The sequence below is a fragment of the Pseudoflavonifractor sp. BSD2780061688st1 E11 genome, assembly GCF_005844125.1.
GTDB classification, from domain to species: domain Bacteria; phylum Bacillota; class Clostridia; order Lachnospirales; family Lachnospiraceae; genus Sellimonas; species Sellimonas catena.
In genome coordinates, this window is the sequence record NZ_SPHM01000025.1 from 23,779 (window position 1) to 36,925 (window position 13,147).

The 13,147-nt window shown below is 47.7% G+C and carries 11 protein-coding genes; 1 reads left to right on the forward strand and 10 read right to left on the reverse strand.

What is annotated here, in order from left to right:
- Nucleotide 1: 1 nt before the first annotated feature.
- The 10 genes from FGQ85_RS11725 to FGQ85_RS11770 form a co-directional block, all read right to left on the reverse strand.
- Entirely contained in the window at nt 2-2,572 is a 2,571-nt protein-coding gene (locus tag FGQ85_RS11725; RefSeq protein ID WP_138373550.1) for a DNA translocase FtsK, read from the reverse strand.
- 82 nt (nt 2,573-2,654) lie between these two features.
- Entirely contained in the window at nt 2,655-3,380 is a 726-nt protein-coding gene (locus tag FGQ85_RS11730; protein ID WP_087168009.1) for an ATP-dependent Clp protease proteolytic subunit, read from the reverse strand.
- Nucleotides 3,381-3,436: 56 nt separating this feature from the next.
- Nucleotides 3,437-4,720 carry an O-acetylhomoserine aminocarboxypropyltransferase/cysteine synthase family protein gene (locus tag FGQ85_RS11735; RefSeq protein WP_138373551.1) on the reverse strand — a complete coding sequence of 428 codons (1,284 nt, stop codon included), beginning with the start codon at nt 4,718-4,720 and terminating at the stop codon, nt 3,437-3,439.
- A gap of 32 nt (nt 4,721-4,752) precedes the next feature.
- Complete coding sequence (locus tag FGQ85_RS11740) at nt 4,753-5,523, reverse strand: CFI-box-CTERM domain-containing protein (RefSeq protein ID WP_138373552.1); 771 nt, start codon at nt 5,521-5,523, stop codon at nt 4,753-4,755.
- A 34-nt stretch (nt 5,524-5,557) separates the two neighbouring features.
- Nucleotides 5,558-6,289: a YebC/PmpR family DNA-binding transcriptional regulator gene (locus FGQ85_RS11745; protein ID WP_087168012.1), complete on the reverse strand. Its 732-nt coding sequence runs from the start codon at nt 6,287-6,289 to the stop codon at nt 5,558-5,560.
- Nucleotides 6,290-6,355: 66 nt separating this feature from the next.
- Nucleotides 6,356-7,177: a hemolysin family protein gene (locus FGQ85_RS11750; RefSeq protein WP_087168013.1), complete on the reverse strand. Its 822-nt coding sequence runs from the start codon at nt 7,175-7,177 to the stop codon at nt 6,356-6,358.
- 11 nt (nt 7,178-7,188) lie between these two features.
- Nucleotides 7,189-7,539, reverse strand: coding sequence for a type II toxin-antitoxin system PemK/MazF family toxin (locus FGQ85_RS11755; RefSeq protein ID WP_087168067.1), 351 nt, complete (start codon nt 7,537-7,539; stop codon nt 7,189-7,191).
- Nucleotides 7,540-7,619: 80 nt separating this feature from the next.
- Nucleotides 7,620-8,786 carry an alanine racemase gene (gene alr, locus FGQ85_RS11760; protein WP_138373553.1) on the reverse strand — a complete coding sequence of 389 codons (1,167 nt, stop codon included), beginning with the start codon at nt 8,784-8,786 and terminating at the stop codon, nt 7,620-7,622.
- The gene (locus FGQ85_RS11765) at nt 8,783-10,315 is read right to left on the reverse strand and encodes an NAD(P)H-hydrate dehydratase (RefSeq protein WP_138373554.1); all 1,533 of its coding nucleotides are present in this window, start codon (nt 10,313-10,315) and stop codon (nt 8,783-8,785) included. The genes alr and FGQ85_RS11765 overlap by 4 nt, the downstream gene beginning before the upstream one ends.
- A gap of 96 nt (nt 10,316-10,411) precedes the next feature.
- A complete protein-coding gene (locus tag FGQ85_RS11770) occupies nt 10,412-11,062 on the reverse strand; it encodes a redox-sensing transcriptional repressor Rex (RefSeq protein WP_087168016.1) in 651 nt (216 codons plus the stop codon).
- Nucleotides 11,063-11,208: 146 nt separating this feature from the next.
- Between FGQ85_RS11770 and abc-f the strand changes: the two genes are divergently transcribed.
- Entirely contained in the window at nt 11,209-13,128 is a 1,920-nt protein-coding gene (gene abc-f / locus FGQ85_RS11775) for a ribosomal protection-like ABC-F family protein (RefSeq protein WP_087252040.1), read from the forward strand.
- Nucleotides 13,129-13,147: the final 19 nt, after the last annotated feature.

Below are 13,147 nucleotides of genomic sequence, written 5' to 3' on the forward strand. Positions count from 1 at the left end.
CCTAAACATGTTCCTCTATGTACTGGTCAAACTGTTCCTTTGACATCAGAACCTTTCTCGGTTTGGTGCCTTCTTCTTCCCCGACGACACCTGCTTCATAAAGCTGGTCCATGATCCTTGCTGCCCGGTTGAATCCGATCTTGAATACCCTCTGCAGCATGCCGATCGATGCTTTATCCTTTTCAATAATAAAGTATCCTGCGTCCTTGAAATAGACATCTCTTTCCTCGCCGGATCCTCCCGGTCCGGAACCGGAAGCACCGCTTGCCGCATTAACCATATGCGTCTGCACCTCTTCATCATAAGAAGCATTTCCATTATTTTTCACAAGATAATCTACAACCGCCTGAACTTCCTTGTCGGATACAAATGCCCCCTGCACCCGGACCGGCTTCTGATAGCCTGCCGGGTAGAACAGCATATCTCCCTTTCCAAGAAGCTTTTCTGCCCCGTTCATATCGATGATCGTCCTGGAGTCCACTCCGGATGACACCGAAAAGGCAATTCTGGACGGCATATTGGCCTTAATCAGACCTGTAATGACATTTACGGATGGTCTCTGGGTTGCAAGTACAAGATGGATTCCTGCCGCTCTCGCAAGCTGTGCAAGACGGCAGATCGACTCTTCCACATCGCCCGGTGCCACCATCATCAGATCCGCAAGCTCGTCTACGATAATAACGATCTGCGGCATCTTTTCCGGTTTTTCCTCATTTGTTTCAATATGCTGAACACTTTCCACCTTTGCGTTGAATCCTTCCATGTCCCGCACTTTATACTGTTCAAAGAGCTGATAACGCTTCATCATCTCCGCCACAGCCCAGTTCAGTGCTCCGGCCGCCTTTTTCGGATCGGTCACGACCGGAATCAGAAGATGCGGAATTCCATTATAGACACTGAGCTCTACAACCTTCGGATCGATCATGATCAGTTTGACTTCCTGCGGGGAAGCCTTGAACAGAATACTCATAATCAGTGTGTTGATGCAGACAGACTTTCCGGAGCCGGTCGCGCCTGCCACAAGAAGATGCGGCATTTTTGCGATATCCGACACCACCGTACGTCCGCTGATATCTTTTCCGACAGCGAAACTGATTTTGGATTTCGCGGTCCGGAATTCCTCAGTCTCAAGAAGATCTCTCAGCTGTACTGTCGAATTCCCCTTATTCGGCACTTCAATACCGACCGCAGCTTTCCCCGGTATCGGAGCCTCGATCCGGATGTCCGCCGCCGCCAAATTCAGTTTCAGGTCATCTGCAAGTCCTACAATCTTGCTGACCTTGACTCCCATTTCCGGCTGTACCTCATAACGGGTCACTGACGGTCCGCAGCTGACATTCGTCACGGTCACGTTGACGCCAAATGTCTTTAATGTCTGCTGAAGCTTTGCCGCGGTCTCCCGAAGATGGGCATCCGAATCTCCGGCTCCCTTTGTGCCGTGCTTTAACAGGCTCATCGGCGGAGCGTGATAGACCGGAACCGGTTTTGCAATCGATTTCTCAATCTCTGCTGTTACATTCTTACGTGCCTCTGCCTCCAGTGCTTTCTCGGCAGCTCTGTTCTTCTGCTCTTCCGCCTGGAATACCGGTGCAGCCGGTACCGCAACCTGTCTCGAAGCAGTCTTAGATGCAGCCGGTTCTTTCATAAAGGTGATTCCTTCCTCCGGAAGCTCGGAAAGATCCGGAACTGCCTCATAAGCCTCTGACGAAATAACGTCTTCTGTTCCGTACGGCTCTTCTCTTGTAATGATAAGCTCCTCTGCCGCTTCTTCCGGAGTCTTGACAGATTCCGCTTCTGCTTTTTTATGTTTCTCAGCTTTTGCTGCCTTTTTCTTTTCTTTTTTGTCCTCTTTGATCACAAGTTCCTGGATCTCCGGATTTCGTCTTTCCAGTGTCGTATCAAAAGAGACACCTTCCACTTTGTGCTCCTGGCGTTTTACTGCCTTTTCCTTTTTCTTCTCCTCACGCTGTGCCTTGTGCCGCTCTCTTCCGGATTTTGCCTTTGTCTGAATGGTCTGTCCGGCTCTCTGCATACTCTTCAGAAAGGAACGCTGTGTGATCAGAATCAGACAGATCAGCATCAGAATCACAATTACTACATAGGAACCCACAACTCCAAGCGCTGGTACCATCAGCCCCGCAATCACCGCGCCGATGCTTCCTCCTGCCCGGTTGACAAGCTCCAGAAATGAACAGGTCAGAATGACAAGCACCACTGCCGCTCCCAGTTTCGTATATGCCTTTGTGTTCCCTCTGTTGGAGATAAAAAACGCGATGCCCGCGAAGAAAAGGAACGGAAAAATATAGGAGAGCTGTCCAAAAATTCCTTCCATAAAATCCGCAACAACTCTGCCTACAGCCCCTCCAAGTCCAAAATTACTGATCAGAAGAAAAATCGAAACTGCCAGTGCCGCCAGTATGACGATCTCTTCTCTGACAATGACCTCTTTTTCAAGCTCTGCCTTGGTTGGACGTCTGGACCGGCTGGATTTTGCCCTGGTCCGGGTGGATTTTGTCCCTGTCTTCTTTGCTGTTGTTTTTTTCTTCTTTGTCTGTGGCGTCTTTTGGGCCATGAAAGATCCCCCTTGCTGCTTTCCCGCTTTTTGCGGGTTTTTCGCTTATGTTTCATTATAGCATTTTTAAAATATGATGTCATTATCTATTTTCAACGGCATTCCCGCTGTGTTTTTCTGTTTTCTTTTCATCTGAACGCTTCTCGATCAGTTCATAGATTTTTGCAAATGCTTCCCGTATTCCCCCGACTTCATCAATAATGCCCTCTCTGACGGCATCTTCTCCCTCGAGGAGTGTTCCTACATCTTTGACAAGCTGTGAAGAATCCAGCATCAGTTCCTCAAGCCTTTCCTGTGTGATTCTGGAATGTCCGGAAATAAATCTGGTAATCCTGTCCTGGGTTCGTTCCATATTGCGGTAACTCTGAATCACTCCGATAAACATACCGTTGGACCGGACAGGATGCACGATCATCGTTCCGCTCGGCACAATAAAGGAATAGTCTGCCGATACGGCAAGCGGTCCTCCGATCGAGTGACTTCCTCCAAGAACAAGGGATACGGTCGGTTTGCTCAAAGATGAAATCATCTCCGCAATGGCAAGTCCGGCCTCCACGTCCCCTCCCAGAGTATTGAGCAGGATCAGTACTCCTTCAATCTCGTCATTTGACTCAATCTCCGCAAGTTTCGGAAGAAGATGCTCATATTTGGTTGCTTTCGTATTTCCGGATACCGCTTCATGCCCTTCAATCTCACCGATAATGGTAAGCAGATAGACCTTGTAGTTTCCGTGTCTGCCTTCCAGTTCCAGGCTTCCGGTTTCTTTGATCTGTTCGGTTTCTTTTTCCTGTTTTTCCTGATTTTCCATAAAAAACACCTCCACATTTTCTGCTTAGTATGCGGAGGTGTTTTTTGAAATATGCATTAAACGAGCGCAAGTGCCTGTTCCAGATCCGCAATAATATCGTCAGCATTTTCAATGCCAACGCTGAAACGGATCAGATCCGGCTGTACTCCTGCTTCCAGTAGTTCCTGATCATTCATCTGCCGGTGTGTATGACTTGCCGGGTGAAGTACGCATGTTCTGGCATCTGCCACATGGGTAACGATGGCCGCAAGCTTCAGATTGTCCATCATTTTTACAGACGCATCTCTTCCGCCTTTTAAACCGAACGTAATCACACCGCAGGTACCGTTTGGCATGTATTTCGCTGCCAGATCATGGTATTTATCCCCTTCCAGCATCGCGCAGTTTACCCAGGCAACTTTATCATGTCCTTTCAGATAAGAAGCGACTTTCTTTGCATTCTCGCAGTGGCGCGGCATTCTCAGGTGCAGAGTCTCCAGACCGATATTTAAAAGGAATGCATTCTGAGGAGACTGAATCGATCCCAGGTCACGCATCAGCTGTGCTGTCGCCTTGGTGATGTATGCTCCTTTTCCGAATTTTTCCGTATAGACAATTCCATGGTATGTTTCGTCCGGCTGTGTCAGTCCCGGGAATTTATCCGAATGGGCACTCCAGTCGAAGTTTCCGCTGTCTACGATTGCCCCGCCGACTGTCATGGCATGTCCATCCATGTATTTTGTTGTAGAATGGGTGACAATGTCTGCTCCCCACTCAAACGGGCGGCAGTTGATCGGAGTCGCAAATGTATTATCCACAATCAGCGGAACACCGTGTGCATGTGCCGCCTTTGCAAATTTCTCAATGTCCAGTACTGTCAGTGCAGGATTGGCGATCGTCTCACCGACTACAGCCTTCGTATTTTCACGGAATGCTGCGTTTAACTCTTCTTCCGAACAGTCCGGATCCACAAAAGTAGCTTCCACACCCATTTTACGGATGGTGTGTGCATACAGATTATAGGTGCCTCCATAGAGAGCAGACGAACATACGATATGGTCTCCTTCCTCTGCAATGTTCATAACAGCATAAAAATTTGCTGCCTGTCCGGACGATGTCAGCATGGCGGCATAACCGCCTTCCAGTTCGCAGATCTTTTCCGCTACTGCATCATTTGTCGGATTCTGCAGTCTTGTGTAGAAATATCCGCTGTCTTCCAGGTCAAACAGACGTCCCATCTGTTCGCTTGTATCGTACTTAAATGTCGTACTCTGATAAATCGGAAGGATTCTCGGTTCTCCCTTTTTTGGTTTCCAGCCTGACTGGATACATTTTGTTTCGATATTAAACTGTTCACTCATACCCTTGCTCCTCCTGTATTTTCTTTACCGGATCAGGAAAACAAATATTCCCGTTCCAGTTCGTGTACCATCTTTGTATATACTTCTCTGCATTCTTCCATCTTACCGGTTTCGATCAGTCTGATGCACCGCTCCAGATATTCTTTCCAGATCTTTCGGTAAATCTCATCCGCATTTTTCTGCCGTTCGATTCTTTTTACAATCGTCGGTGCAATATTGTAATACTCGCGGATTGTCTCCCTGCCTCCCGGAGAAGATGCCAGATATCGATCCCGGTAGTCCCGAAGAGTTTTCAGCTCATAACACCCGTCCGGTTTATCCAGTGAACGGCAGACGGCTGTTGTCACATAACAAAGCCGGTTTCGGAATCCGCCGTTGATCTCTTCAAAAGTAGACTTTCCGATCTTCATGGTCACATTCTTAAGCTGATTCCAGTTCTTAATTGTCTGGTCTGCCACAGCTTCCAGTTCCGGTTCCCTGCTGTGTAACAGAAGCGGAATGAAAAAGGTTACAAGTGCAAGATTATAATCCATAACCTGATTCTCCCTTTTCCGTTTTCCTGCGATCTCTTCAAGCTTTTCATCCACATAATCCGGAACGCTTTTTCCGGCCCGGGCAATCATCTCTTCCTGACTTTTTTCTTCCGTCCCCCGGATCTCGCTGAGGAGTTCTTCAAGATCTGTACTGCGTCTCCTGAAAAACTCACGGAAGGCCGGTTCATATGTATTCTTTCGAAAGCGCCCCGACAGTTCCATGGCCTCGTTGAACATGGAAATCATCCGTTTTTCTGGTCCTGCCTGCATAGGACCCCTCCCTTACAGTATATTCCAAAACGCTTTACTCTTCCCAGTTATGGTATACTTCCTGCACATCATCATCGTCATCGAGAAGATCCAGTGTTTTCTGAATGTTTTTGATATCCGTCTCGTCTGTCAGCTCTACATATGTCTGAGGAATCATGGTCACAGAGGCTTCCATCATAGGGATGCCTGCTGCTTCCAGCTTCTCACGTACCTCGGAAAAGCTGTCCGGATCTGTGATAATCTCAAAGCTGTCCTCCTCTTCCGCGAAATCCTCGGCTCCCGCGTCAAGCGCCAGCATCATCAGCTCATCCGCGTCCATCTCAAACTCTTCCCTGTCGATCAGAATCTGTCCCTTCTTGTCAAACATAAAGGATACGCATCCTGGTGTCCCGATATTTCCGTTTCCTTTTGTAAATGCACTTCTGACATTGGAAGCTGTACGGTTTTTATTGTCGGTCAGCGCCTCTACAATAATAGCTGTTCCGTTCGGCCCATATCCTTCATATACGACTCTTTCGTAATTGTTGGCATCCGCGTCTCCGGCTGCCTTTTTAATGCTTCGCTCAATATTGTCGTTTGGCATGTTGTTTGCTTTTGCCTTCGCAATCACATCGCGGAGTCTGCTGTTGTTCGCAGGATCCGCTCCGCCTCCTTCTTTAACTGCTACAGCGATCTCACGCCCGATCTTTGTGAAAATCTTTCCCTTTGCAGCATCATTTTTTTCCTTTTTATGCTTAATATTTGCGAATTTGGAATGTCCTGACATGTTCTCTACCTCTCTTCGTATGTAATCTCTCTTCCTTCTTCAGGAAAACTCATGTTCTTAATTTTATCATTCTTTCGATTCCGTGACAAGTTCCGTTTTTGTAATCTTCACCTTTTGGATAATATTGTTGTCCACTTCCTTGATCTCAAACAGATAGCCCTCGTAGGAAACACTGCACAGCTCGTCTTCTGCAGGAATCCTCTCAAGCTTTACAATCAGAAATCCATTTAATGTCTCATACTCATTGTCCTCGTCTTCATCCTGAAAAACAATACCAAGTACGTCCGAGAGTTCGGTAAGCCCGCACAGACCGTTCACCTCGTAGGAACCGTCCTCGTTTTTTCGGATCATCTCTTCTTCCTCATCGTATTCGTCCCGGATATTTCCCATAATTTCTTCAATAATATCTTCCATGGCGACGAGTCCTGCTGTCTGACCGTACTCGTCAATCACAACGCACAAATGGATCTGTTTTGCCTTCATCTGCATGAAAAGGCGGCTGATCTTCCTCGTTTCCGGAATAAAACATACCGGCATGAACGCGTCCCGGATTTCTCCAAGTTTCTTGCCCCTCATTTCGGGATTCAGATAGAGCTTCATAATATCCCGGATATGAATGATGCCAAGTATATTGTCGATTTCCTCTTCATAGACAGGAAATCTGGAATATTTTGCCCTGGATGCAAAAGCTGCCACCTCTTCCAAAATATCATTGCAGTTTAATGCGACAATATTTTTCCTGTGAGTCATGACTTCCTTTGCATCTTTATCCAGGAACGAAAAGACATTACGGATCATCCGGTACTCCATCTCCTGAATACTGCCGTCCTTTTCCCCTTCTTTGAGATTTTCCAGAACCTCTTTTCTAATTGTATCCCGTTGGTCCATATTTTCTCCTTCTATGTAGAAAGTGCAATACTGATCTTCAGTGCCTCATCCACTTTTTTCATGATTTCCTGATCCAGGTGGCACACACTTTCCTTTAATCTTTGTTTATCGATTGTACGGATCTGCTCCAGTAGAACAACCGAATTTTTTACTACACCATATCTTCTTGCGTCGATCTCCACGTGGGTCGGGAGCTTTGACTTATGCATCCGTGACGTGATCGCCGCGCAGATTACCGTCGGGCTGTGTTTGTTCCCCATCTCGTTCTGTATAACAAGAACCGGGCGGATGCCTCCCTGTTCGGAACCAACCACCGGACTTAAATCCGCATAAAAAATATCTCCACGATGAACCTGCTGCACTTTCTTCACACTCCATTTTCTAAGATATAGTGAGTATTTCCACCTTTACTTTGAAGTATTCCAAAAGCCGGCCGTCTTTTTTATGCAAAATAGTCAATCTGTTCGATGACTTTTCCGTCTTTGATATATTCTCTTGGTATCCTCTTGTCGAGATCGCAGAGAAACTCATAGTTAAACCTTCCGGACAGTGCACTTAAATCTTCCACTGCAATCTGTTCCCCGCCGCTTTTCCCTACCAGTACGACTTCATCCAGGAAATCTGCATCTTCGATCTCTGTCACATCTGCCATCATCTGATCCATGCAGACTCTGCCAAGAATCGGAGCCCTCTTTCCCCGGATCAGGACATAGCCCTTGTCCGAGAGACTCCTCGGGTATCCGTCCGCATATCCGACAGGGATCGTTGCCACGCGGGTCCGTTTCCCGGCCCGGAAGCACCCGCCGTAACTTACAACAGCTCCGGGCTCGATCCATTTGATATGTACAATACTGCTTACCAGCGACAGTGCCGGCTTCAGATCCAGACGGTCTTTCTTCACCTCGTCAGATGGATAGAGCCCGTAAAGAGCAATACCCGCCCGTACAAGATCCAGATTGGCCTCCGGATGATCGATAATTCCGGCACTGTTGGAGCAGTGGCGGTATTTCGGCTCGATGCCTCTATCCTTTAACCGGTCTGTCATCCAGATATATTGTTCCATCTGCTTGTTTGTAAAGGACTTATCTGCCTCGTCTGCTTTTGCAAAATGAGTAAAAATACCTTCCATCTCAAGATCCGGAAGATGAAAAATCCGTTCGATGGCATCCAGAGAATCTTCACCTGTCTGAAATCCGAGTCTTGACATCCCCGTGTCCAGCTTGACGTGAATCCATGCTTTTTTCTGCTTTACGGATGCCAGGGCGGAGATCGCTTTCGCAGACTCTTCAGTGTAGACTGTCATGCGTATCTCGTTTTCCACCGCCTCCTCATACTGCTCCGGAAAAGTACATCCGAGAACAAGAACCGGTTTCTCAATTCCTGCCTTTCTCAGAAGCACCGCCTCGTCAAGCGTTGCGGTCGCGTATCCCCAGACACAGTCCAGATTCTGAGTCTCTTTTGCGATCCGTGATGCCCCGTGGCCGTAACCGTCCGCTTTTACTACCAGAATCATCTTCGTATCCGGTGAGATATGTTTCCTCATCTGCTCTATATTATATGTAATATGATTCAAATTGATTTTTGCGCATACTCTGCTGTACTTTTTCATTTTGACTGAACCTTTCTTCGCTCGATTTCCTGTAAAACAGCTGATGCCATCTCGATCAGGTCCCCGGCAAGCACGCTGTGCGCCCCGAGTTTTTCCCTTGCCTCGTCTCCGCACAGCCCGTGTATAAATACACCAAGCGCCGCAGCGTCAAAGCGGTCCATTCCAAGGGCCAGGCAGCCTGTAATCATACCTGCAAGTACATCCCCGGAACCTGCTTTTGCCATCGCACCGTTCCCGGATGTATTCAGATATGGAATCCTGCCTTCTCCTGCCACAACTGTTCTGGCATCTTTTGCTGTTAGTATTATATTATAGGTTTTGGCATACTCTTGCGCAAGTCCAATCCTGTTTTTTTTCGTTTCTTCCGTCGTTTTCCCAAGAAGACGCGCGAATTCCCTGATGTGAGGCGTAAAGATCAGGCTGCTTCCCGCTGCTTTTAGATATGTGTTTCTTCTTTCTTCTTCCATTCCGGAAATTAGATTCAGGCCATCCGCATCCATCACGCAGTATTTTCTGTGCGTGCCCAGATACACGAGCAGATGTTCTATTATCATACCGGCCTGTATATCCGTCCCCAGTCCACATCCGGCGCAGATCACATCCGCCCAGTTCAGAAGTTCCTCCAGCTGGTTTTCCAGATCCTCTCCGTAAGGCGTTATGACTGCTTCCGGCAGGGTTGCCTGAAGTACTTCCCGGTTGGATTCCGGCGTCAGTATACGTACCAGTCCGCTTCCCATCCGGTATGCCGCCTTCGCGGAAAGAATCGCGGCGCCTGCCATGCCCTGGCTTCCGGTAATCATCAGCACTTTTCCGTAAGTTCCTTTATGTGCATCGTCTTTTCGCTGCGGACAGAGCCTTCCTACGTCCTTTCTTTCATAAGTCAGATACCGTGTTCCTTCCATGCCGCCGCGCAGATAAATTCCGATATCTTCCACACAGACCTTTCCGGCGCAGAAAGCTCCCGGATACAGAACCATCCCTGCCTTCTGGTATGCAAATGTCACCGTCAGATCCGCGCGAAATGCCGTCCCCAGAATCTCTCCGTTCCCCGCATCAATTCCGGAAGGAATGTCCACCGCAATCTTTGCGGCGTCCAGACTGTTCATCTGTTCCAGAATTCCGGCATACCTGCCCTCAACCGGCCTGCTCAGTCCGATTCCAAATACAGCATCAAATACAGCCGTGTACCTTCCCTCCGGGATTTCCCGTTTTACGGTTCCTCCGACCGCCTTGAAAATCTGAATCTGTGTCTTTGTCTCTTCGGTACAATGGTCCGGATTCCCAACCAGTACGGCAGTCACTCCGTATCCTTTTTCCAGAAGCAGTCTTCCCACTGCAAACCCGTCGCCCCCGTTGTTTCCGCTTCCGCACACAATCAGGCTTTTCGACAGGTTAAGCCTCTCCCTTTCGGCTGCCTCTACCACTTTCAGAGCCGCCCGTTCCATCAGGACAAGAGACGGAATCCCGATCGTCCCGATCGTGTATGCATCCGCTGCTTTCATTGTCCTGCCATCAATGATATATTTCATCTTTACCGCTCCTTTCCCCGCTTTCATTCCGGGATACAGAAAAAAGACGCGGAATCCCGCATCTGTTGTACGAATCTCTCACGTCCTTCTTTTCTCTTATTTTTTCTTCTGATGTTTTTCCTCATAGCGGAGTACATTGTAGGAGAGCCGCATCAGACTCTCGGAAAGATGTACGTTTTCCACAACAACATTATCCGGAAGATTCAGATCCGTATGCGCAAAATTCCAGATTGCACGGATACCGTTTTCCACGAGCATATTGGCTACTGCCACCGCCTTCGTCTTCGGTATCGTCAGAATCGCAATTTCAATGTCATTATTCCTGATGAAACTTTTCAGCTCGTCCATCATACGGATCTCGATTCCGCGGACCGTAACACCTGCCAAAGTCGGGTTGACATCAAACAGACCCTTCAGCATAAATCCGCTGCGCTCAAAAGCGGTATAGTTTGCCAGCGCCTGTCCAAGGTTTCCGGCTCCGATAATAATCATATTATGTTCTCTGTCCAGCCCCAGGATCTTTCCAATCTCCGAGTGCAAATATTTCACATTATATCCATACCCCTGCTGACCAAAACCGCCGAAATTATTCAAATCCTGGCGGATCTGGGAAGCAGTGACTTTCATGCGTTTGCTCAAGTCGTTGGAGGAAATGCGCTCTACACCGTCTTCCAGTAATTCTCCCAAGTATCTGTAGTATCGAGGCAGTCTTCTGATAACTGCCTGAGAAATTCCTCTTCCTTCCACTTTTAGCACCTTCCTGTTCTTTTCAATACTTTTATTATATGTAATACTTGAAATAAAGTCAAACTTATTATGGGATTTTATGTTGTATTTTGTACAAATTCCGTTATAATGAATACGGTACTTTTGTTTTATCAGAGGAGGATACTATGATACTTGCATGTCACAATCTGGAAAAATCGTTTGGGGACCAGGTCATTGTAAGACATGGCTCTTTTCATATAGAGGATCACGAGAAAGCGGCTCTGACAGGTTTAAACGGTGCCGGAAAATCTACCATTTTGAAAATGATTACCGGAGAGATTCCGGCAGATTCCGGGGATATTATTCTCGCAAAAGGGAAACAGCTCGGGTATCTTTCCCAGCATCCCATGACGGACAGCACACGTACAGTCTATGAGGAAATGCAGACTTCCAAACAGTATCTGATCGATATGGAAAGCCAGATCCGCAAAATTGAGGCGGAGCTTCAGACTTTATCCGGATCTCATCTGGAGGACAGGCTTGCCGCTTATCACAATCTGACTTCCCGGTTTGAACGGGAAAACGGCTATGCCTATCAAAGTGAAATCACCGGAGTCCTGAAGGGACTGGGATTTACAGAAGAAGATTTTGAAAAGCCGGTCGCTTCCCTTTCCGGAGGGCAGCGAACCCGTGTTTCTCTGGGAAAACTTCTGCTTACCAAACCGGATATTCTGCTTCTGGATGAGCCGACCAATCATCTTGATCTGCATTCGATTGCATGGCTTGAGACCTATCTTCTGAACTACCCCGGAGCGGTCCTGATTGTCTCCCACGACCGGTATTTTTTGAACAGGGTCGTTACAAAGATCATTGAAATCGAAGCCGGCACGCTCACTATGTATCTTGGTAACTATCAGGAGTTTGCGAAGAAAAAACAGATGCTCCGGGATGCAAGGCTGAAAGAATACCTTAACCAGCAGCAGGAAATCAAGCATCAGGAAGCGGTCATTGAAAAACTTCGTTCCTTCAACCGGGAAAAATCCATCAAACGGGCCGAGAGCCGGGAAAAGATGCTTGCAAAGATTGAGCGGATTGAAAAGCCGGTGGAACTTGCTTCAGATATGCATTTAAAGCTGGAGCCTTCTGTTGTCAGCGGAAATGATGTGCTCCGTGTTGATCACCTCAGCAAAGCTTTCCCGAATCAGACGCTCTTTGAAGACATCAGCTTTGAAATCAAACGTGGAGAACACGTTGCGATTATCGGGGACAATGGTACCGGAAAGACGACACTTCTGAAAATCCTGAATGAAGTCATTCCTGCGGATTCCGGAACTTTCACCCTTGGCTCCAATGTCACTATCGGTTACTACGACCAGGAACACCATGTCCTTCACATGGACAAAACGGTTTTTGATGAGATATCGGACGATTATCCGTCCCTTACGAATACCCAGATCCGGAATATGCTTGCAGCCTTTCTCTTCACCGGGGATGATGTCTACAAGCTGATCGGAGACTTGAGCGGCGGGGAACGTGGACGTGTCTCACTTGCAAAATTGATGCTTTCCGAGGCCAATTTCCTCATTCTCGACGAGCCGACCAACCATCTTGATGTTGCATCCAAAGAAATCCTGGAGCACGCATTGAATGATTACACCGGCACGGTACTTTATGTTTCCCATGACCGGTATTTTATCAATGAAACCGCCACAAGAATTCTGGAACTGGTCAATCAGAAATTTGTCAACTACATCGGAAATTATGATTATTATCTTGAAAAGAAAGAAGAACTTACCGCTGTTTACGCTGCTCCTGCCGCAGCAGATACGCCGTCTTCCACAGACACTCAGGCTTCGGCCGGAAAGCTGGACTGGAAGGCTCAGAAGGAAGCGCAGGCGAAGGAGAGGAAACGCCAGAACGATCTGAAGCGGACCGAAGAGCGGATTGAGACTCTGGAAACCCGGTGCGGTGAGATCGATGAACTGATGACCCACGAAGATGTATATTCCAATTCCGTCCGGTGCCAGGAGCTGGCAAAAGAAAAGGACAACATCACAGCAGAGCTTGAGACTCTCTATGAACAGTGGGAATCTCTCGCGGAATAAGAGCAACAGAAAAGAGGCC